The following is a 21,185-nucleotide window of genomic DNA, read 5'->3' on the forward strand; positions in this document are numbered from 1 at the left end:
ATCGTGTTGACGGTGTTCTTCAGCTCGAGCACCTCGCCGCGCGCGTCGACCGTAATCTTGCGCGACAGGTCACCGCGGGCCACCGAGGTCGTCACCTCGGCGATGTTTCGCACCTGCGCGGTCAGGTTGTTGGCCAGCTGGTTCACGCTGTCCGTGAGATCCTTCCACGTACCGGCGACTCCGGGCACGCGCGCCTGGCCGCCCAGCTTTCCTTCCGTACCCACTTCGCGAGCCACGCGCGTCACTTCCGCGGCGAAGGAGCTGAGCTGGTCCACCATCGCGTTCACCGTGGTGCCGATGCGAAGGAACTCGCCCTTCACCGGCTGCCCCGGCAGGTCCAACGCCATCTTCTGCGTCAGGTCACCGCGCGCCACCGCGCCCAGCACGCGCGCGACTTCCGTCGTGGGCTGCACCAGGTCCGCGATGAGCGAGTTGATGGAGCCGATGCTCGACGCCCACCCGCCACTCACCGGGCCGAGCGAGGCACGCTCCGCCATCTGGCCCTCGCGGCCCACCACGCGCTCCACGCGCACCAGCTCGTCCTGCATCCGCTGGTTCATCGCCACCATGCCGTTGAAGGCGTGGGCGATCTCCTCCATCGCCACCGGCTGATCCTCGGGGGGCAGGCGGACGGAGAAGTCGCCGTGCGTCACGGCGCGCAGGGACTCCAACAGCGTCTCGAGCGCCTCGGCCGTCGCGACCCTGCGCGGGCGGGCATGAGAGAGACGCGCGAGGGTCGTGCTCTTGCGCGTCTTCTTCCCAGTCTGGGTACGGGTGGAATGGCTGGAACGTCGATTCACGGCCTTCTCCAGTTCGGAAAGTTGGGCGTCTTCCCAACCCGACTGGCGCGGGCGTTCGTTCCTGTTCCAATGGTGCTTTGTACCAGGGCAGGCGCTCGGGCGAGCGCTACAGCGCCAGGTTCTCCAGCTTCGTCCGAGGCAGTGCACAGAGGAGATCCAGGCGCTGGGAGAGCTCCCTCCCCACCTGGACGAAGCGCAGCTCATGCGCCCACGCGTCCCCCTCGAAAGGCACCGGGTCCGGCTCGTCCCAATGGGCCGTGATGCTCCGCCCCGGCCACGGCAGGCCCACCTCGCGCGCCTTGTCGGAGACCGTGATGACCAGGTCGAAGGACTCGCCCTGGAGCTCCTCCCAGGACTTGCTGCGCGCCCCCTCCGGCTCGATACGGAAGCGCTCCCGGAGCACCTTCAGCGTCAGCGGGTGCACCTCCCCCCTCGGTTCCAGGCCCGCGCTGCGGGTCTCGAAGCGCCCGTGCGCCAGGCGGCGCAGCAGGTACTCGGCCAGGATGCTCCGAGCCGCGTTGTGCGTGCTCAAGAAGAGGACTCGGAAGGGGCTCGGGGACGTCATGGCGTGACAAGGGTGGGACCGCGGGCCCAGGGACGCCAAGGGGCAATGGGAGAGGGGTTGTTGGGCTCGCTATCTCGGCGAGAGGGTCAGCCGCGTGCGCGAGAGCAGCCGTCCCTGGGCGTTCATGAAGGTCGCTCGCACCTCCAGCGGCCCGGCGAGCCACCCCTCCTGCACCGGCGTGCTGAAGGGCAGCAGCACGTCCACTCCCGGCGTCACCTGCTCCGAGGAGCCCTCCCGCGGGAAGAAGCGCAGGGGCTCACCGTCGGGGGAGGCGGCTTCCACCGTGAGCTTCGCGCCCTCCGGCGCCGTGTAGCTGAACTGCACCGCGTTGCCCTCGCCGCACACCAGCGTGCCACCCGGCCGCGCCTCGCCCCGCACCTGTCCGTCCGCGCCCACGCAGAAGGCCCGCAGGCCCCAGGCCGCCGTCCCCGGCTCGCCTCCGCGCGAGCCCCACTCGTCCCGCGCGGGCTGCGTCTGGGTTTTCAGCACCGCCGGCACCACCAGCAGCAGCGCCACCCCGGCCAGCGCCAGCCCCGCCGTCACCGGCAGGAAGAAGGTGGGAAAGAAGCGCTTGCGCTCGGGCTCGGCCGTCCTCGCGGGCTTCGCCGCCGTCGCCGTCGCCGAGCCCAGGCGCGCGAACAGCTCCTTCTCCAGCAGCGCCTCGCGGCTCGCGGGCAGCGCGCGCTTCTCCAGCGCCGACTCCACCCGGCCCAGCTTGTCGTAGGCCTCGCGGCACTCGCCGCACTCCGAGGCGTGCGCGCGCAGCCGGGTGTAGCCCTCCCCGTCCAGCTCGCCCCGGAAGAGCGCCTCCAGCGCCTTCTTCGCCTGTCGGTCCGCGCACCTCGTCATGACTGGCCTCGCCGCTTGAAGAAGCTCCACCCCTTCACTTCCATCCCCTCCAGGTAGCCCCGCGCCTGCAGGAACTCGAGCAGCCGCGTCTTCAGCCCCAACTCCCGGCGCCGCACCTGGATGCGCGTCAGCCCCAACCGCTCCGCCGCGCTCTCCTGCGCCAGGCCGTCCTCGCCAAAGCGCAGCTCGAACAGACTCCGCTCCTCCTGCGTCAGCCCTTCCTTGAAGCTCGCCAGCAACCCCTCCACCTCCCGGTCCTCCAGCGACTGCGCCAGCCCCTCGCCCTCCGCCGGCGGCTCGCCCATCTCCTCGAAGGGCTCCAGCCCCACCGCCACCTCGCGCTGCCGCGCCTGCTCCAGCAGCACGTTGCGCGCGATGCCCACCAGGAAGTGCCCGTACGGCCGCACCCCGTCGTACGCCGCCCGCGTCCTCGGCTCGAAGGCCCGGGCGAACGTCTCCAGCACCGTGTTCTCCAGCTCCAGCGCGCCCCTCATCTGCCCGAAACCCCGCCCACGCCACGCCATGGCCCGCAGCATCCGCGCCAGCGTCTCGGCATGGGCCCGGTACACCCGGCCCAGGGTCTCCGAGTCACCGTCCCGGAAGCGTTGCAATGTCCGCGCATCCCACTCCATCCCTCGGCGACTTACCGTGGCCGGGCTTTCGCGTCACCCCTGCCTTTTCCTGAAATTGTTCGGGGACGGCCGGATTGGATCGCCCCGGGTGGAAAAAGGCAGGACGGGGGGGGACCCGTGGGGAGGAGCTCATCCGTCGTGCGGGTGACGCTCGCCGATGGCCTTCTCCAACGAGCTCTCAACCCGTCCGCGTCTCCGCGGGCACCTGCTGTGTCGAGTCGGTCTGGCCCCGGACGAGGGCCTCGGCCGCCTGCCGGCCCGCCAGGGTGGCCCCCTCGACGCAGCCGATATCCAGCCCGTTGCGCACCCAGTCCCCGGCCAGCCACAGGTTGGCGTAGCCCGAGCCGTCCGGCCGCAGCCGGTGCTCGAGCCCCCCGGGCCGGGCCATGGTGTAGCGCTCGGAGGGACCGCAGTTGGCGCGGACACGCTGGGCCCCGAAGCGCCGCCGGCCCTGACGCTGCTCGGGGTCCACCAGCTTCGCCCAGTCCACCCCCGGCGCCTGGGCCCCCACCACCCCCGGCCACAGCGCCCCCACGTCGTTCTCCAGGAAACGCAGCGCCTCGGCCCGGGCCGCCTCGTGCTGCAGCCGCGGGTAGTCCACCTCCTCCGGCCCCGGCGGCTGCTCGGGCGCCAGCAGCGGACCGAACACCGTGGCCACCGCCCGGGGCGCCAGTCCCTCCGGCCAGTCCTCCACGGAAACCAGCGAACCGGCATCCTCCCAGGTACTGAAGGGGCGGACGTAGGCCGACACGATGGGCACCGACCCCGGCCACCCCATCCCCGCCAGGTCCGTGGCGAAGTCGAGCCGCAGCGACTTCGTCTCCACCGCCGGCACGTGCCGCACCATCCGCCGCCACTCCTCCCGCTCCTGCAGCAGCCGCTCGCAGTGGAAGGGCACCACCCCCACCGGCAGCGCGAACACCACCTCGTCGAAGTCCACGCCCCGCCGCAGCTCGTGCTTCGTCCCGCGCCACTGCGTGTAGAAGGACTCCAGGTCGTGCCCCGCCACGTCCGGGGTGGCGAGCTGCTCGTACAGCGGCCGGTCCGGCCAGGCCCGCCGGCCCTTCACCTCGATGAAGGGCTCGTAGGAGTCCGGGTCCCCGCTCTTCAGCTCCACCTGCCGCTCCACCACCAGCCGCTCGATGTGGCCCGCCTCGGGGAGCAGCTCCCAGACGCGGTGGAAGAAGCGGAAGCGCACGCCGCGCTCGCGCAGCAGCTCGAAGACGGGGGCGATGAGGGACTCGCCCGCCTCGGAGCGCATCTGCCAGGCGAGCGCTCCCCGGTAGGTGAACATCGCGCGGAACAGCGACTTGAGGCTGAGGCCCGCGGACAGCGCCGGCCGCGAGGTGTCTCCGCACTCGTAGGCCGCCAGGGCGTCGTACCAGGTGGTGATGAGGGGCGAGTGGCACGTCATCTCCGTGGCGCCATGGCGCGCCAGCCACTCGCGCAGGTCCTCCCCGTCGCACGCGTCGAAGCCCGCGGGGCCGAGCACCCCGTCCTCCAGCATGCCGATGGCCGCCGTGCTGGCCATGTCCAGGAGCAGCCAGAGGCGCCGCGTGGCCAGGTCCGAGTCGACGCGCCCGCCGAGCATCCGCCACGCGCCGCTCCGCAGCAGCCGCAGCGCCGCCGAGCACCGCCGGGCCCCCTCGGAGCTCCGGGTGTCCGGGCCCAGCATCCCGAGCGCCCGCTGGAGCAGCTCCGCGCCCCAGCCCTCGGGCAGCAGGCGCGGCGGAGCGCTCGCCCCCGAGCCCTGACCGACGAGCGCCGTGCGCAGCCACCCCACCACCATCCAGAAGTACTGCGAGGGCAGGATGGGCGAGCCCGGTGTCCCGGGACGCAGCGCGTTGGGAGGGAACTCCAGCGCCCAGCGCGTCCAGCGGCCGGCGAAGAACTGCTGGCACACCAGCGTGTTGCGCGGGAGGAACTCCTGCTCGAAGGTGCCGGAGCGGGTGTCGCCGCGGGCGCGCAGCGCGTCATACGCCTCGCGCACCAATGAGAACGTCTCGTCGTAGCACCCGAAGAGGAAGTGGGTGCCATTCACGTCGATGGTGCTCGCGGGCGGCCGGCGGCCCGAGGAGAACTTGCCTCCGGCCCTCCAGCCCACCTGGTAGACGGTGACGGCGTAGCGGGCGCGCAGCTCGGGGGTACGGCTCAGGGCGTGGGCGGCGGAGAGCCCGGCGGGGCCCGCGCCGAGGATGAGGACGCGGGTGCGGGAGTCGGTCTGGGAGTCGGGGGGCATGGGGCGGAAACGGTGGGGGGGCGGGCGCGAGGCTAGCAGTCCACCCCGCGCCGGCCCAGGCGGGGGGCGGCTTGACCCCCGCGCGCCTGAAGGGGCATGAGAGGTAGGCTCCCCCACCGCGCGAGAACACCATGCCCGCAGCACGCACCCGAATCGCCATCCTCGGAGGCGGCCCGTCCGCGCTCACCGCGGCCTACCACCTCACCTCGAATCCAGAGCTCCGCGCGCGCTACGAGCTCACCGTGTACCAGATGGGCTGGCGGCTCGGGGGCAAGGGGCGCAGCGGGCGCGGCCGGGACGGGCGCATCGAGGAGCACGGGCTGCACATCCTCTTCGGCTTCTACGAGAACTTCTTCTCGATGATTCGCGCCTGCTACGAGGAGCTGGGGCGGCCGCCGGAGCACCCGCTCGCCACGTGGCGAGATGCCTTCGAGCCCCACAGCTTCGGGCTGGTGGAGGAGTGGTTCCAGGGCCGCTGGCACCCCTGGCCCGTCGAGTTCCCCGCCAACGCCGCGGTGCCCGGCAACGGCGCGGTGCTCAACAGCAGTGGGGACTATGCCTCGCTGCTGCTGCACACCCTGCTGGAGTTCCTGCTCGGCTGGAAGGCGGAGCGGCGGGTGGCGGACGCGCTCCACTCGCACCGCCGGCTCTGGAGGCAGAGCCCGGATGCACCGCGCACCCCCTCGGGCCGTCCGGACGCGGGCCTCCAGGTGGCCCTGCGGCTGCTGCGGGCCGCGCTGAAGCTGGCCGGGAAGGCCTCGGGCACGCTCGAGGCCCATGCCCCGCGGCTGCTGCACCTGGTGCGGCGCGTGCGCCAGCTCGCCATCGCGTCCCTGCACCGCCGCTCCCAGGACAGCATCCGCTCCTTCCGCGTCTGGGCCTACGTGGACTTCTGGTCCACCGTCTTCATCGGGATGATGGCGGACCGGTTGTACGAGCCGGGCGCGCTCCGGGCGCTCGACGAGCAGGACTTGCGCGACTGGCTGCGCGGGCACGGCGCGCACTCCGACACGCTCGAGTCGGCCTTCGTGCGCACCATCTACGGGGCGGCGTTCTCCTACGAGCGGGGAGACCCACTGCGGCCCCGGGTGGCGGCCGGCACCGCGCTGCGCGCGCTCTTCCGCATGGGCTTCACCTACAAGGGCTCGGCCTACTACAAGATGCGCTCGGGCATGGGCGATGCCGTCTTCGCCCCGCTCTACCAGGTGCTGAAGCGGCGAGGGGTGCGCTTCGAGCTCTTCCACAAGGTGGAGTCGCTGCACCTCACGCCGGGCGGGGACGCCATCGACTCGGTGCGCCTCACCCGGCAGGTGGAGCTGAAGGAGCCGCAGAAGGGCTATGAGCCGCTCGTCTCCGTCAACGGCCTGGAGTGCTGGCCCGCCGAGCCCCTCTGGGAGCAGGTGCGCGACGCCGAGCGCGTGAAGGGCCACGACCTGGAGTCCTACTACTCGGCGTGGAAGGGCGTGGGCGGCGTGACGCTGAAGGCGGGCGAGGACTTCGACCAGGTGCTGCTCGCCACGCCCATCGGCTGCGTCCCCTTCCTGTGCCAGGAATTGCTCGCGCACAGCCCGCGCTGGCGGGACATGGTGGCGAACGTGAAGTCGGTGCAGACGCTCTCCCTCCAGGTGTGGCTGGACCGCTCGCTGAAGGAGTTGGGCTGGGACATGCCCTCGCCGCTGCTGAGCCTGTACGTGGAGCCGATGAACACCTGGGCGGAGATGACACAGGTGCTGCACTCGGAGCCCTGGCCCGCGGCGTACCGGCCCCGGAGCGTGCACTACTTCACCGGCCCCCAGGAGGGCCCGGACCTGGCGCCTCCCGCGAGCGACACGGGCTACCCCGCCCGGGAAACGGCGCGCGCCCGCGACGAGTCGCTCGGTTTCCTGCGCCACCACCTCACCCCGCTGGTGCCCGGCCTGGTGGACCCCCGGGTGCCGCCGCGCATCGACTGGAACCGGCTGGTGGACCCCCAGGAGCGCCAGGGCGAGGCCCGGCTCGAGGCGCAGTACTACCGCTCCAACTGCGACCCGGCGGACCGCTGCACGGTGGCGCTCCCCGGCTCCACGAAGTACCGCATGAAGGCGGGCGACACCGGCTACGCCAACCTCGTCGTCACCGGCGATTGGATAGACAACGGGATGTACGTGGCGTGCATGGAGGGCGCGGTGCAGGGCGGCCTCCTCGCGGCGCGGGCCCTCTCCGGCGTGCACTTCCCCCTCATCGGCGAGGAGCTGGGCTGGGACAAGCCCACGTCCGCTCCGTCCGCCCGCGTCATTCCGCTGGAGCCACCCCATCGCGACGAGGCGCCCCGGCCCCGCCCCGAGCGCGAGGTGGGATGAGCCTCAAGGTCGACTGAGCAACACTGCAGTCCCGGAGAGGCATTGGAGGGGACACGGGGGGGAGTACCCCCGCGCACCCCTGGCACCTTGCGGCCTCCGGTGCCTCCCGGAGACACTCCCCCGCGCATGCGACTGCTCCGATGCACTCCGGTGGCCCTGTGCGTCGCGCTCCTCGTCGGCACCGCCGCGAGCGCCGCGCCCGAGCGGCCCACCTACGCGCTCATCCTCGCCAACAACACCGGGCTCGAACCGAAGCAGGCCCCCCTGCGCTACGCCGATGATGACGGCGCGCGCTACTACGAGCTCTTCTCCTCGCACACCAAGGAAACGGTGCTGCTCTCCGTGCTGGACGCCGAGACGCAGGCGCTCCACCCGGGGCTCGCCGCCCGGACGCGTCCGCCCACCCGCCCGGCGCTCAAGGAAGCGCTCGGCCGGCTCAACGCCCTCATGTCCGAGGACCGCAAGCGCGGCGACAGCCCGGTGCTCTACTTCGTCTTCACCGGCCACGGGAAGCGCGGGGCCGCCGGCGAGGGCGCGGTGGCCCTGCTGGACGGGGCCTTCACGCGCACGGACCTCTACGCGCAGGTGATTGCCCCCAGCAGCGCGTCCTTCATCCACCTCATCGTGGACGCGTGCGACTCGTACTACTTCGTCAACTCGCGGGGCGCGCTGCCGGTGGCGCCCGCCCAGGTGCAGGCGGTGCAGGGCCTGCTGGCCACGCGCGAGCTCACGCGCTACCCGCACGTGGGCGCCGTGCTCTCCACCACCCGCGAGCAGGAGAGCCATGAGTGGAGCGCCATCCGCTCGGGCGTCTTCAGCCACCAGGTGCTCTCGGCGCTCTCCGGGGCCGCGGACGTCAACGCGGACGGGCGCGTGGAGTACTCGGAGCTGCAGGCCTTCATCGCCGCCGCCAACCAGGGCGTGGACGACGTGCGCGGCCGACTCGAGGTGTCCATCCAACCGCCCGCGCAGGACCGCTCGGCGGCGCTGGTGGACCTGGGGGACAGGGCGCGCCTGGGCTTCCTCCTGCTGCCCGCGGGCCTGGAGGGACGGCTGTGGGTGGAGGACTCGCGCGGCCTGCGCGTGGCCGAGCTCAACAAGGAGCGCGAGCGCACGGTGGTGCTGGGCCTGCCGCCCGGGTACGGCTACTTCCTGAGGGCCTCGGGGCGCGAGGCCGCCTTCAAGTTCCCCCGGGCGAGCGCGGTGGTGGATGCGGGGGGCCTCTCCTGGCGCGACAACGCCGTGGCCTCGCGCGGCGCCGTGGAGGACGCCTTCCGCGACAGGCTCTTCTCCATGCCCTTCGGCCCCCGCTTCTACTCCGGATACATGGCCAGCCTGGGGCAGACGCCCGTCGCCCCCGAGCAGGAGCCCGACCTCTCGCCATGAGTCTTCTGTCCCTCGCGCTGGTGCTGTCACTGGCGCAGACCCCCTCCTCGTGCAAGGGCGAGCGGGTGGTGCTCGTCCCCTTCCAACCGGTGGCGCTGTCGACGGCGGAGACGCGGCAATTGGAGGACGTGGTGCGCCGTGTGGCCGGGGGCACCTCCGGCCTGTGCCTGGAGCCGCGCGCGCCGACGGTGGCGAAGGTGCGCGCCCAGGGCGGACGGATGCCCGGCTGCGTGGACGCGGCGTGCCGGGGCGCGCAGGTGGTGGCGCTCGGCACGGAGCGGCTGGTGCGCGGCGTGGCGCTCGGCGTGGGCGGTGCGCGCAGCGTGTCGCTCTCCCTGGTGGACCGCGAGGGCCAGGAGTCCCATACCCTCGTGCAGCTCTCCGGCGAGGGCCCCCCGGGACTGGAGGAGACGCGCGTGCGTGAGGCCTTCGGCGCGCTGTGGTCCTCGCGGCCGGCCTCCCAGCGTGTGGAGCGCCCGGTCCGGGCCCTGCCCACGGTGCTGCTGGCGGCGGGAGGCGTCGCGCTCGCGGCGGGAGTGGGCTTCGGGCTGGCGGCGCGCCGCGCGGAGACGGGCCTGACCCAGGGCAACGCGGGCTGCACTGGCGACGGCGAGGCCTTCCGCGCCTGCCTCGAGGGACGGCTGCAGGAGGGCCGCAAGCAGGCGCGCACGGCGAACGTGCTGATGGGGGCGGGCGCGGTGCTGGGCGCGGGTGGGGCCGTCTTCTTCGTCTGGGAGTTGCCATGAGCCGCTGGCCGACATGGATGGGACTCGCCGCGGTGCTGGGACTCGGAGGGGCGGCGTGCGTCTTCCAGCCGGACCTCTCGCGCTTCCCCGCGTGTGACGCGCAGGGCGCGTGCGCCGAGGGCTGGACATGTCTGGCCTCCGAGAAGGTCTGCGTTCCGGACTGTGGCGAGCGCGGCCCCTGCCCCGCCGATACGCCCTCGGGCATGGATGGGGACTCCGACGCGGGCACGGATGGCGGCACGCCGGACGCGGGGCCGGCGCAACTGGTGCTCGTGCCGGGCAGCCCCGGCGTGGGCACGGAGACGGTGAGCTACCTCCATCGCCTCGAGGCCCGCGGAGGGACTCCGCCCTACGCCTTCTCCGTCATCGCCGGGGAGACGCCGCCGGGCCTGTCGCTCGGCGTCCAGGGAGAGCTCTCCGGCAAGCCCACCGCGGCCGGAGAGTTCCGCTTCACCGTCGAGGTGGTGGACCAGGACGGGACGCAGCGCGCCGGCCAGGAGCTCTCCGTGAGCATCCGTCCCGTGCTGCGCCTGGCCGGGCCGGGCGTCCTCACGTACTTCGAGAGCGGCAAGGCCTACACGGAACAGCTCTCGGTCACCGGAGGCAAAGCCCCCTACACCTTCGAGCTCATGTCGGGCAGCACGCCCTCGGGCATCGTCCTGCGCGACACCGGGCAGGTGGATGGCAAGTCGGACGACGGCGACACTCCGCCCTTCGACGTCCAGGTGACGGACTCCGACGAGCCTCCGCAGACGGCCATCCGCCGCCTCCAGCTCACCTCCATCGCGTGCTCGTCCACGGCCGTCTGCATCAAGAGCAGCGCCACCCCCGATGCGCGCGCGGGCTCGCCCTACACCTATTCCCTCCAGAGCAACCCCACCCCCGTCACCTGGAGCGTGGTGGACGCGTCGAAGCTGCCCCCGGGCATCACCCTCGACAGCGACACGGGCGTGCTCTCGGGGACGCCCTCTCTGCCCGGGACATATGATTTCACCGTCTCCGCGGCCTCGGGCCTGTTGGGCCCGGCGACCTCGTCGAGGCCGCTGAAGTTGACCGTTTACTGAGATCCAACCGCGCGCGCCCCGCCCAATCCCTCACGTGTCCATGGGACTGGAGGGCACATCATCGACGCGCCACATCAGCAGGGTTGGAAGAGTCCAGGGAGTTGGAAGCCGCTCCTCGCGGGAGTGGCGGTGGCGGGACTGTCGGTGGCGGGCGCCTCCCTGAGAGAACCGCCCTGCGCCTATTTGCTGGGCCAGGCGGGCCTGGCCACCGTGGCCACCCCCGCCATCGTCGTCCTCGTTCCTCCCGAGCAGGCCGGGGAGCAACCCGTGCGGGTCCACCTCGATGAGGAGGGACAGGGGGTGCTCGGGTACTCGCGCCGGTCGCCGGGCGAGGACGAGCCCTCCAGCGTGGGCAGGATATTCGTCGCGGGAGCCGCCTCCCTGGCGCGCGCCGTCACCGTGCTGCGGGACGCGAGCGGCACGGGCCGCACCTGCGAGCACCTCGGGGTGAGCACGCCCGCCATTCCCATCCTCGTCTCGCGCGCGGTGTTCGACGCCCCCGGGTCGCTCGTGGAGACGCCCACGCTCGCGCTCCAGCTCGGGGACCACATCTGGAGCGCACCCGGGTACCTCCTCCCGCTGCGCGAGGGGACGCTCGTCCTGCCCACGCAGTGGCTACAGGACTCGGCCTCCCCGTGGCCCACCAGTGCCGAGCCACGCTTCTTCGTGGACCTCGGCGGCGAGCTGCGCACAGCCCACTACCTCGCACCGCTCCAGGCGGAAAATCATTTTTGAATGGAATCCGGATCCAACCCGGAAGGCCCGCCGCAATGACAGGAGAAGCCGCCCACGGCCGGGTGCCCCGGGCGCTCCGGCATTGGGGAGCATGATGAACTCCGTGAAGACGCTGGGCCTCACCCTCACCACCGCGGCCCTCCTCGCTGGCTGTGGCACCTCGGCCCCGGAGACCGGGAGCGATTCCACCACCGCGAAGGCTCGCGCCGCGCTGCAGGGCGGTAGCAAGAAGCCCGTCGTGGAGCAGCCCACCACCGCCCCGAGCGCCTGCACCGCGCTCTACTCGAGTGCCCAGGCGCGGGCGGCGCTCACCCAGGCCGTGGTGGATCCGTCGCTGGCCACGGACGGGCTGGTGAAGACGCTCATCCTCACCGGCACCGCCGCGGTGGACACGCTCGTCCCCGTCTCGCAGTAACCCGAATGCCAGCGCGCGCGAGCCACCCCTCGACGCGCCGCCCCCCGCGCCGGAGCACTCCCCCCTCCGGCGCGGGGGGCGTCTTTTCTTCCGGCGGCTCAGCCTCCGTCCGTGACCCGGGCCCGAGGCCCCACGGCGGCCAGGAGGAAGTCCCCCACGCGCTCCAGGGCCTCGGTGCGCTCGAGCTCCGCGGGGAAGGCGCCGAAGGCCTCGCGCGGCCCGAAGAGGATGAGCGGACGGCCATAGCGCAGCGCGAGCACCGCCTCGGACACCGTGCCCGCGCCTCCCGGCAGCGCCACCAGCGCCCGCGCGGTGAGCACGTTGAGGTGGTTGCGGCTCATCGGCTCCGTTCCCTGCTCGCCGCTCAGCGGCAGGTGCGTGAGGATGGGCACCTCCACCGCCGCGTTGGGGTAGCCGGGCTTGCCGCGCCACCTGCCGTCCACCACCTCGCCCGGGACGATGCCCAGCGAGAGCCCCTCGCGCCCCTCCACCGCCACGAAGGCCTCCGCCGCCGCGCGCATCACCCCGCCGCCCGCCCCCGTCAGCAGGTGGAAGCCCCGCCGCGCCACCCACCGCGCCAGCGGCTCCACCCACGCCCGGTGCTCCTCCTTCCCCGAGCCCAGCACGCCGATGATTTCACGACGGGTGTGCATGGCTTCGCTCCCAGCGCGCACCAAGGGGGGAGAAGGCCCTCACCCTAGCCCTCTGTCAGGGAGCCGGGGCCTCGCCCCGTCCCGTCCGTCTCCCGCTGGACGCTGGCTCCGACACGGCGCGGCGTACACAATGCCGCTCTCTTTTCGCCTGTCCCTGGAAATCATGACGACCACCGCACCGCTGCCACCGATGCCGCCGGGCCACTGGCTGTTGGGCCACCTGCCCGAGCGCGAGAGCAACCCGCTCGGCCTGTACCTCCAGAGCCGCGAGCGGCTGGGCGACGTGGTGCGCTACCGCATGGGCTACATCTTCGTGGAGCAGCTCACGCACCCGGACCATGTGAAGCACGTGCTCGCCGACGCGAACGCGCGCTACACGAAGGGCACCGTCTTCGACAAGACGCGCCCGCTGGTGGGCAATGGCCTGCTCACCGCCGAGGGCGACTTCTGGAAGCGCCAGCGTCGGCTCGCCCAGCCCGCCTTCCACCGCGAGCGCCTGGCCGCGCTCGGCGGGATGATGACGGACACCATCCAGGAGACGCTCCAGCAGTGGGAGCCCGCGGTGGACGGGGGCCGGCCGCTGCCGGTGTTCCAGGAGATGATGAAGCTCACCCTCACGGTGGCGGTGCGCGCCCTCTTCGGCGTGGACGTGGGCGAGAGCACCCGCGCCGTGGGCGAGGCCTTCACCACCGCGCTCGAGGTCACCAACGAGCGCATCATCTCGCCGCTGCCCTACCTGCCCTGGCTCTACCGGCTGCCCACGCGGAAGAACCGCGCCTTCCGCCAGGCGGTGGACTCGCTGGACGCCATCGTGCGCCGCATCATCTCGCAGCGCCGCGCCAAGGGGGTTGGGGCCCCGGCGGACCATGACCTGCTCGGCATGCTGATGGCCGCGTGCGACTCGGACACGGGCGACACCTTCAATGACGCGCAGCTGCGCGACGAGGTGATGACGCTGCTGCTGGCGGGCCACGAGACGACGGCCACCTCGCTGGCGTGGACGTTCCACCTGCTGGAGCGCAACCCGGAGGTGGAGGCCACGCTGCACGCGGAGGTGGACGCGGCGCTCGGGGGGCGGCTGCCCACGCTGGCGGACATTCCGAAGCTGCGCTACGTGGGCTGCGTCTTCGAGGAGGCCATGCGCCTCTACCCGCCCATCTGGGCCATTCCGCGCGTGCCCCAGGAGGACGACGAGGTAGGGGGCTACCGGATTCCCAAGGGGGACATCGTCATCCTGGTGCCCTACGTCACCCACCGCCACCCGGACTTCTGGCCCGAGCCGGAGCGCTTCGACCCGACGCGCTTCCTCCCGGAGAACAGCAAGGACCGGCCGCGCTGGGCCTACCTGCCCTTTGGCGGGGGGCAGCGGCAGTGCATCGGCAACAACTTCGCGATGATGGAGGCGCAGCTGATTCTGGCGATGGTGGCCCAGCGCTACCGCCTGCGCGGGGTGCCCGGGGTGCCGGTGGTGCCCGAGCCCCACGTATCGCTGCGTCCCAAGGGCCCCATGCCCATGAACGTGGCGCGCCGCGAGGGCGTGCCCCAGGTCCAGGCGCGCGCGGGGTGAGCCGCGCGGGGGCTCCGAAGCGTCCCGGAGGGCGTCTCAGAGGAGGCAGGTGCCGCAGTCGAGCAGGCAGCTGTCGGCGGTGACGCCCCAGCCACACTTCTCGCCCGTCTGGCACACGCCGTCGCCGCAGTGGTGGACGTCCTCGGCGCGCAGGCGGGTGGTGAGCGGCTTGTACTGCACGCCGTTGAAGGTGCACTGCGTGTAGGACGTGCCGTTGGCGTCCAGGGTGCAGTAGTTCTCGCACTGGCCGATGCGCTTCACCTGCGTGCACTCGGCGTTGGCCAGCGCCCCGAAGCCCTTCAGGCCGCAGGGGCGCGAGGTGCTCTCGTCGGCGGCCAGCGCGTTGCGGTCATTGCCGGCGAAGAGGCCCTCGTTGGTGAAGACGTTGCCGAAGAAGCAAGACTCCTTCTTGGGGAAGCTCGCCAGCTCGTCGCTGGTGTAGGGGATGTTGACCCCGTTCGAGTCGCGCCCCAGCACGGAGATGGAGATGTGCAGCCCGTAGTTGTTGGCGTGGGCCCCCAGGCACGCGGAGATGATCTGCTGCTCGGCCAGGGTGGCCGGAGCGCCGCCCGACCAGCTCGGCGCCAGGCCCAGGCCGCCCTGCCAGGTGTAGAGCGCGCCCGTGAGCGGGTTGGTGAAGCTGCGGGTCTCGGTGGCGGGCACCGCGCAGCGGACCATGTAGCGCATCAGCTGGTCATTGCTGGCCGGGTTGCCGTTGAACCAGGTGGAGAAGTCCGTGGTGGACAGGCCGTTGAGCGACAGGCCGTTGAGCGACAGACCGTTGAGCGACAGACCGTTGAGCGACAGACCATTGAGCGACAGACCGTTGTCCTCGTGGAGGGCCTGCTCCTGGGTGCTCAGCGCCGCGTCCTGCTCCTCGGCCGGGAGGTCCTGCACCCCGCAGCCGGTGGCGCCCACCAGGGAGAGGCTCGATGCGAGCATCCACCCCACCACGCCCCGACCCGCTCCACGCCCCGCCATCCCGATCCGCAGACCATCGAAAGACGTGACACCCATGGCTCACCTCCGGCTCGCGGCCACCGGGGGTTTCCCCCGCGGCCAGAAGTCACGGTGGGGATGCACCGCCAGACCTGCATGGGCGGGAAGTCCAGGAAAGCCGTAGAAGTGTGAGGCCCGACAGCTACCCCGTCGGCCGCTCGACGCTGCGGGCCGCGCAACGTGGGGCACTCAACAGGGAGCCGGGGCTACCTACAGGGGCCTACAGGGTCACCGTGGAAAGTCTTTTCCCCATCCGGGAAAGATGGCGCCACTCCGGCACTCACCGGTTCGTCAGGGTGGGGAGGAAAGTCGCTCCTCGGCGCCGGCCAGGGCCAGCAGCGCGCCGGCGGTGGCATGGTCGTCGCCCCCCAGGTCTCCCTCGGGTTGCTGGTGCTCGGCGAGCATCTCCAGGAGCGCCGCGTGGGCACCGCCCCCGGCCTCTCCGCCACATTGGAGACAGAAGGCCAGCTCCGCCGCGAGGTCCACGTTGCCCTGCTCCACCACCCAGGGCGTGGCCACCAGCAGCTCCTCCGTCCACCCGGTGACGCCGGGGTCTCTCGGGGCCTGGCGCAGGTAGCGGGTGTCGAGCAGGTACAGGTGGGTGAGCCAGTAGAGGTCCGCCAGATGCGAGCTGTCCCGGAAGGCCCGCTCGGGAATGGACAGGCGCACGTCCAGGCCGCACGAGGCGGCCATCTCCCCCAGCAGCCACGCATGGAGCGAATAGTCCTCGCCGTCGAGGTGCTCCAGGTAGGCCCGGAGGGCCTGGGGCTCGAGCGGGGCATGGGGCAGGCCGCGCTCGCGGCGCACGTACCAGGCATCCACCCGGGCCATGCCCTCGTCCGGAGGCAGGCCGGCGGGGAGCGCCAGGGGCACCTCGGCCAGCGCGGCCACCGCCGCCTCCAGCGCGGGGCCCAGCTCCCGCCGCGCGAAGGCCCGGGGCGCATGGCCCTCCAGCATGTGCAGCGTCAGCGCGCGCAGGGCCCGCGATGCGTCCGAGTCGCCCTCCGTCAGGGAGAGGAAGGCCCGCAGCGCGCGCTCCACCGCGTCCGCCCTCGGTGAAGAGGGTTGCGCGGGAGGCCCCGGCAGGCGGAAGAGGGCCGTGGCATCCCGGAGGAAGGCCGGAGAGCCGGGCGCGCCCGCCACCGCCCCCCCCAGCACCGAGCTCGCGGCCGACGCGGCGCGCAGGGCCCTCGAATAGCGCTCTCGGAAGGTGCGCCCCGCCACCTCCACGCGGTAGCGGTCCAACCGCCGCGCCCCCGCCTCCACCGCGAGCGCCGCCTGGTGCCCGCTCTTGAAGGTGAGGACGAGCGGCACGTCCGGGAGAGGCTCCACCCGCCGGCCCGGCAGCGAGGCGGCACGCCTCAACTCCGGCAGCACCTCCTCGGGGGCGCGCGAGTACGCCCGGGTGACGGAGAGGGCCACCTTCGTGCGCACGTAGCCCACGCGCCCGTCCAGCCGCGCCTGCAGCACGTCGTCTCCGGAGACGAACACCGCGGGCACGCCGGCCTCCGCCGCCAGCCCCAGCACGAGGTCCGCCTCGGACAGCCCATGCCCGGCGCACGACCACGCGCCCATCAGGTCCACGGTGTGCGCGCCGAAGCCCGCCTGGCCCGCCGCCGCGTGCATGCCCAGACAGGCCACCGCCTGCACGTCCTCGAAGAAGCGGGGCGCGTAGGCATCCTCCCCGTGGAAGTCCGGCTCGACGGCGGGGTGCAGCGCCTCCATCAGCAGATTGGTTGCTCCCGAGCCGGACAGGTGGCTGTCGCTCACCCGCACCCGCTGGAAGCCCGAGGCGAGCAGGCCCTCCACCGCGGCATTCACCTCCGCCGTCAGCAGGGCGCGCGAGCGCGCGTACTCCTGCGTCTCGCAGATGAGCGCGCCCGGCGAGTCCACGCCGGCCACGCCCTCGAGGTCCACGACGAGCAGCGCCCGGCGCCCGCTCATGCGCCTACTTCCCCGCACCAGGGCCGCCAGCCCGGATCCACTTCGCCAGCGCGAGCGCCGTGGGCTCGTCGATGAGCGAGGCGTAGGTGGGCATGGTGGTACCGGGGACGAATTGCTCGGGGTTGCGGATCCACTTCGCCAGGTCCTGCTCGGACTTGCCGGCGGCCTTGACGATGCGGTCGTGGTAGCGGGCACCCGGGGCGTGGCACAGCGTGCAGCCCAGGCGCGAGAAGAGGGCGGCGGGGTCCACGTCCTTCTTCGGCTCGGCCTGGGCGAGCACCAGCCCGGCGAGCGCGGCGGGCGCCGAGGTGCGCACGGGCGAGCCGGGCTCCACGGCCTGCGAGGAGGTGGAGGCCGAGGGCGAACCGGGCGCGGGCGTGGAGTGGGGCCGGGCGCCGGGCACCTCGTGGCGGCGCGGGGGCAGCGAGCGGAGGTACTCGTACATGGCCTTCATGTCCACGTCGTCCGCGCCGCGGTAGCGCGGCATGGGGTAGCGGACGATGGCGCCGGGAGCGAGCCCATCGCGCACCGCGCGGGTGAAGTCCTCGAGGCTCCAGCCCTGGAGGCCCGTGGCATCGAAGGTGATGTTGGCCGAGCGGATGGGCTTGCCATCGGCGCCGAGGAACTCACGGCCACCGGAGAAGCCCTTGGAGCCGTCGGCGTCCTTGGGGTCGAAGCTGTCGGTGTGGCAGCCGGCGCAGTCGAGCACATGGGCCATGTAGCGGCCGTACTCGAGGGTGGGCCCCTTGGGGGGCACGGGCATGCCGGAGGCGGGGTGCTCGGGCACGCGCGTCACGAGGCCGAAGGCCAGGCCGCCCAGGAAGGAGAACTCCGTGTGGGGCGCCACGGTGGCATCGGCCTCGAAGAGCGGATGCCGCGAGCGCATGAAGCCCAGCACGGCCGCGAGATCCTTGTCGCCCATGAGGGAAGCGGGCATGGGGATGAGGCGCCCGTCGCGGCTGACGCCGTAGCGGATGACGCGCGCGAGCTCCTCGTCCTTCGCCGAGCCGATGCCGGCGGTGGGGTGCGCGGTGAGGTTGGCGGTGTGGAGCTGCCCGAGCCACCCGGGCGCGTCCTTCATGGCCTGCCCGGTGACGCGCTGCGAGTCGGGCCCGCGGTGGCAGCCCTCGCAGGCGCCGCGGAAGATGCCCTCACCGCGCGCGAGCGCCTCGGGGGAGCGGTCCGCCTGGATGGGCGGATAGGCGGTATGGGACACACTCGCGCACCCGGACAGCAGGGCGCTGCCCACCAGCAAGGTGCCATACACGGCGCTAAGGACTCTCTGGCGCATCCGTTCACGACCTCCGGAGAAATCCAGGATGCCGCAACTCGGGGTTCAACGGTAGACACTGCCCGTCCGCCTGCCCCTCGGACGGGCGTGGAGGAGAGGACGGGGCGAGCGCGCCGCATGCGCAGTGGAAGACGCCTCCGGTATTTTGGTGGCGTCCCCTCGCGGGCCCGGGGGTATATAGGACCCACGGCGGGCGGTGTCCGCCAGGAAACACCCAATCGCCCTTCCGGGGGCCGGCCCCTACCGACACCCCGCCTCCCAAGCTGGTACGGCCATGAAGACCGAGTACGAGCGTCATTCCTCCGGGCGGATGTTCGAGAACGCCTTCCTCGAAGCCGCTTCGAAGATCCACCCCGCCACCCCCTTCGTCTTCTACATCCCGCTCATCACGGCCATGCTGGGCTGGGCCCTCTGGAGCGGGACGACGAACCTGGGGAAGGCGGCCCTGTTCGCCCCGCTGGGCTACCTCACGTGGTGCTTCATGGAGTACACGCTGCACCGCAACCTCTTCCACTGGGAGGGGAACGGGCCGCTGACGAGGCGCTTCCACGCCATCATCCACGGCTACCACCACACGTACCCGGATGATCCGCAGCGGCTGGTGATGCCGCTGGGCGCGAGCATCCCGCTGGCCATCGTGATTGGCGGGCTGCTGTGGCTGGTGGGCCGGCCGGACGCGACGATTCCGTACTTCTTCGGCGTCGTCGTGGGCTACCTCGCCTACGACTACCTGCACTGGGCGGTGCACTACAAGAAGCCGTGGACGAACTGGGGCAAGGCGCTGCGCTCGCACCACATGGCGCACCACTTCGCCTGCCCGGACAAGAACTTCGGCATCAGCCACCGCTGGATTGATGGGGTGGTGGGCTCGCTGCAGGTGCGCGGGCAGGCGGCGCGCGAGGCGACGAAGCAGGGCACCAGCACGAACGCGGCGGAGTAGTCCCCGCCGCGCTCCACGGGGCCCGCCTCAGGGGTGAGCGGCCGAAGCCGAGGCCCACTGCCAGGCGGTGCCCCGATGCAGGGCCGCGTAGATGCAGTCGCGCAGCTCGTTGCACCCGGCATGGGTGAGCGAGCGGTCCAACGCGCGCAGCACCACGCGCAGCAGCACGTTCTTCTGCCCGGGTGAGATGCCGAGCCGCCGGATGGCGGGGGACGGCAGCGCCTCATAGGGCGTCTCCGAGAGCACCTCGACGGCCTCCACCACCTCGGCGCGCGAGCCGAGCGCGGCACGCACCGCGTCCCCGAGGTCCTCGGAGGTGGCCTCGCCCTCGAGCACCAGGGACAAGTCGCGGCGCACCGCGGGCATGGAGGACACCTCGCGGTAGGGCTCCAGGTCGAGCAGCTGCGAGGCGATGCGAGGGTCCTCGGCGCGCAGCAGGCGGATGTCGTCCAGGCCCTTGCGCAGCATGAGGAGCCGGTCCATCCCGAGCCCCATGGCGAGCCCCGACACGCGCTCCGGCTCCAACCCGCTCTCGGCGAGCAGCGCGGGGTGGGCGAGGCCGCACTCGCCGATCTCCACCCACTCGCCGCCATGGCAGACGTCTATCTGGAGGCCGTCGGTGGTGTAGGGGTGTTGGGCCGGAGTGGTGCGCCACTCGCGGCCGGGGAGGAGGGCGCGCACCACGGTCTCCACCAGGTGGCGCAAGTGGGTGGGCCCGAGCGGCGCGCCATACCGGATGCGCCAGAGGTCCATCTGGTGGGGCTCGCCGGTGTGGAGCCGGTCGATGCAGTCGCGCCGGTAGACGAGCCCGGGACAGGCGAGCAGCACGTCCCCGGGAGGGCGGGGCGAGGCGGCGAGCTGGCGCAGCAGCGGCGGAATCATGGCCGAGGTCTGGGTGCGCAGCAGGGCGGTGTCACAGACGTAGCGGGTGTAGCGCGCATCGCGGGCGGCGCCGTCGGGCGGGTAGCGCAGCCGGTCGTAGTTGTCGGAGACGGAGACGATGGGACTCTGACGGTGCAGGCGCACGTCGCAGTGCCACGCTTCGCGGAGGGCGGCGAGCACGTCTTCGATGAGGCGCTGCATGGCATGGGGGCCGGCGGCGGGGTCGGTCAGGTCGCGGACGGAGAGGGCACGGCGGACGGCGTCGGTGCTGAGGACGGAAACGGACATGGAAGGGCTCTCGGGCTGGAGGAGAAGGAAGACGGCTCCAGGCGACGCCCGGTCCACGAGGGGACGAAGGGGCGGCGCCATGCTCGGACACCCCCCGAACCCCAGGTCCAGGCGAGCGTCACGCCGAGAGGCGATCCGCGGAGGGAGAACGGGCTAGCGACGCAGCACGGCCTCCCGGCGCCTGGTGGGGCTCGGGGGGCGGCTAAATCGACGCTGGCACGTCAGGAGAATCATCGCTCTGGGAAGGTAAACGCAGTGCGGGCCGGAAGCAATCCCGAGCGCCCGCTCACACCTCGACGAACCGCGTACCGGTGAAACGCTCCGCCTCCAGGGCCTGCTTGAGGTCCTCGGAGAGGATGAGGCCCAGGAAGAAGCCCCAGGTGCGGAAGATGCGGGCGTCCCCCACCTTCGATGGGTCGATGCGCAAACCCGAAACGACCCGGTACCTTCCCACCTTCTCGGGCTGACCGTCCTCCGGCTTCCAGTACTGCACTTCCGCGCAGCGGGCGTCATCGATGCAGCGGATGGTGCGCAGCGTGTTGAGGATGAAGAAGGGCCCTGCGTGCCCCTCCACCTGAACGGGGATGAACTGCACGTCCTGGACGCCCAGGCGCTCGAAGAGTTGGACGAAGCGAGCGTGGACCACGGGGATGGAGAACGCGGCCCAACTGAAATCCAGCTCTACCCCATCAGGCCTCACCGGGAAGCGGATGCTAACCTGGAGGTCGAGTCGTCTGCCCTTGAAGAACTGCCAGGGATTGATCCCCTGTCCGTTCTCATCCACAGGGCTCCTCAGATGCCAGCGCCCTGGATGGTACCTGTCATCCTCCAACTCATAGTACTTGGACATG

General features: G+C 72.1%; 19 protein-coding genes. 8 read left to right on the top strand and 11 right to left on the bottom strand.

All coding sequences use genetic code 11. The annotated features are described in order from the left end of the window. The 5 genes from ACJ8AN_RS32365 to ACJ8AN_RS32385 form a co-directional block, all read right to left on the bottom strand. A partial coding sequence (locus ACJ8AN_RS32365) for a HAMP domain-containing protein (RefSeq protein ID WP_407759400.1) occupies positions 1–800 on the bottom strand: 800 nt, incomplete at its 3' end. A 106-nt stretch (positions 801–906) separates the two neighbouring features. After that, positions 907–1,332, bottom strand: a complete 426-nt coding sequence (locus ACJ8AN_RS32370) for an arsenate reductase ArsC (protein ID WP_407759401.1) — start codon at positions 1,330–1,332, stop codon at positions 907–909. A 102-nt stretch (positions 1,333–1,434) separates the two neighbouring features. Continuing rightward, entirely contained in the window at positions 1,435–2,214 is a 780-nt protein-coding gene (locus tag ACJ8AN_RS32375) for a zf-HC2 domain-containing protein (protein ID WP_407759402.1), read from the bottom strand. Next, positions 2,211–2,825 (bottom strand): RNA polymerase sigma factor, encoded by a 615-nt coding sequence (locus ACJ8AN_RS32380; protein WP_407759403.1) that lies wholly within the window; start codon positions 2,823–2,825, stop codon positions 2,211–2,213. The genes ACJ8AN_RS32375 and ACJ8AN_RS32380 overlap by 4 nt, the downstream gene beginning before the upstream one ends. Before the next feature lie 199 nt (positions 2,826–3,024). Then, the gene (locus tag ACJ8AN_RS32385) at positions 3,025–5,085 is read right to left on the bottom strand and encodes an FAD-dependent oxidoreductase (protein WP_407759404.1); all 2,061 of its coding nucleotides are present in this window, start codon (positions 5,083–5,085) and stop codon (positions 3,025–3,027) included. A 131-nt stretch (positions 5,086–5,216) separates the two neighbouring features. On the opposite strand from ACJ8AN_RS32385, the gene ACJ8AN_RS32390 reads away from it, so the two are divergent. The 6 genes from ACJ8AN_RS32390 (at position 5,217) to ACJ8AN_RS32415 (ending at position 11,770) form a co-directional block, all read left to right on the top strand. Further along, the gene (locus tag ACJ8AN_RS32390; protein WP_407759405.1) at positions 5,217–7,424 is read left to right on the top strand and encodes an NAD(P)-binding protein; all 2,208 of its coding nucleotides are present in this window, start codon (positions 5,217–5,219) and stop codon (positions 7,422–7,424) included. Between the two features lie 126 nt (positions 7,425–7,550). Beyond that, positions 7,551–8,810 (top strand): hypothetical protein, encoded by a 1,260-nt coding sequence (locus tag ACJ8AN_RS32395; protein ID WP_407759406.1) that lies wholly within the window; start codon positions 7,551–7,553, stop codon positions 8,808–8,810. Then, the gene (locus ACJ8AN_RS32400) at positions 8,807–9,556 is read left to right on the top strand and encodes a hypothetical protein (RefSeq protein ID WP_407759407.1); all 750 of its coding nucleotides are present in this window, start codon (positions 8,807–8,809) and stop codon (positions 9,554–9,556) included. The genes ACJ8AN_RS32395 and ACJ8AN_RS32400 overlap by 4 nt, the downstream gene beginning before the upstream one ends. Beyond that, the gene (locus tag ACJ8AN_RS32405; RefSeq protein WP_407759408.1) at positions 9,553–10,620 is read left to right on the top strand and encodes an Ig domain-containing protein; all 1,068 of its coding nucleotides are present in this window, start codon (positions 9,553–9,555) and stop codon (positions 10,618–10,620) included. Before ACJ8AN_RS32400 ends, ACJ8AN_RS32405 begins: the two co-directional genes overlap by 4 nt. Before the next feature lie 129 nt (positions 10,621–10,749). After that, positions 10,750–11,355: a hypothetical protein gene (locus ACJ8AN_RS32410; RefSeq protein WP_407759409.1), complete on the top strand. Its 606-nt coding sequence runs from the start codon at positions 10,750–10,752 to the stop codon at positions 11,353–11,355. Between the two features lie 94 nt (positions 11,356–11,449). After that, positions 11,450–11,770 (top strand): hypothetical protein, encoded by a 321-nt coding sequence (locus ACJ8AN_RS32415; protein WP_407759410.1) that lies wholly within the window; start codon positions 11,450–11,452, stop codon positions 11,768–11,770. Positions 11,771–11,868: 98 nt separating this feature from the next. Here ACJ8AN_RS32415 and ACJ8AN_RS32420 read toward each other — a convergent pair whose 3' ends face one another. Next, entirely contained in the window at positions 11,869–12,423 is a 555-nt protein-coding gene (locus tag ACJ8AN_RS32420; protein WP_407759411.1) for a molybdenum cofactor carrier protein, read from the bottom strand. A gap of 163 nt (positions 12,424–12,586) precedes the next feature. On the opposite strand from ACJ8AN_RS32420, the gene ACJ8AN_RS32425 reads away from it, so the two are divergent. Further along, positions 12,587–13,990: a cytochrome P450 gene (locus ACJ8AN_RS32425; protein WP_407759412.1), complete on the top strand. Its 1,404-nt coding sequence runs from the start codon at positions 12,587–12,589 to the stop codon at positions 13,988–13,990. Between the two features lie 36 nt (positions 13,991–14,026). Here ACJ8AN_RS32425 and ACJ8AN_RS32430 read toward each other — a convergent pair whose 3' ends face one another. The 3 genes from ACJ8AN_RS32430 to ACJ8AN_RS32440 all read right to left on the bottom strand — a co-directional run bounded on the left by ACJ8AN_RS32430 (position 14,027) and on the right by ACJ8AN_RS32440 (position 18,224). Beyond that, positions 14,027–15,007 (bottom strand): hypothetical protein, encoded by a 981-nt coding sequence (locus tag ACJ8AN_RS32430; RefSeq protein WP_407759413.1) that lies wholly within the window; start codon positions 15,005–15,007, stop codon positions 14,027–14,029. Between the two features lie 273 nt (positions 15,008–15,280). Further along, the gene (locus ACJ8AN_RS32435) at positions 15,281–16,933 is read right to left on the bottom strand and encodes a M55 family metallopeptidase (RefSeq protein WP_407759414.1); all 1,653 of its coding nucleotides are present in this window, start codon (positions 16,931–16,933) and stop codon (positions 15,281–15,283) included. A 4-nt stretch (positions 16,934–16,937) separates the two neighbouring features. Then, on the bottom strand, positions 16,938–18,224 hold the full coding sequence (locus ACJ8AN_RS32440) for a c-type cytochrome (protein WP_407759415.1): 1,287 nt from the start codon (positions 18,222–18,224) through the stop codon (positions 16,938–16,940). A 274-nt stretch (positions 18,225–18,498) separates the two neighbouring features. Here ACJ8AN_RS32440 and ACJ8AN_RS32445 point away from each other — a divergent pair, with 274 nt between their 5' ends. After that, positions 18,499–19,164: a sterol desaturase family protein gene (locus ACJ8AN_RS32445; protein ID WP_407759416.1), complete on the top strand. Its 666-nt coding sequence runs from the start codon at positions 18,499–18,501 to the stop codon at positions 19,162–19,164. A 27-nt stretch (positions 19,165–19,191) separates the two neighbouring features. Here ACJ8AN_RS32445 and ACJ8AN_RS32450 read toward each other — a convergent pair whose 3' ends face one another. Together ACJ8AN_RS32450 and ACJ8AN_RS32455 are read right to left on the bottom strand one after the other, a co-directional pair. Then, positions 19,192–20,334 (bottom strand): hypothetical protein, encoded by a 1,143-nt coding sequence (locus tag ACJ8AN_RS32450; protein ID WP_407759417.1) that lies wholly within the window; start codon positions 20,332–20,334, stop codon positions 19,192–19,194. 286 nt (positions 20,335–20,620) lie between these two features. After that, on the bottom strand, positions 20,621–21,184 hold the full coding sequence (locus ACJ8AN_RS32455; protein WP_407759418.1) for an imm11 family protein: 564 nt from the start codon (positions 21,182–21,184) through the stop codon (positions 20,621–20,623). Position 21,185 lies beyond the last annotated feature (1 nt).

Origin of the sequence: Archangium sp., from assembly GCF_045802675.1 — a bacterium.
Taxonomy (GTDB): domain Bacteria; phylum Myxococcota; class Myxococcia; order Myxococcales; family Myxococcaceae; genus Archangium.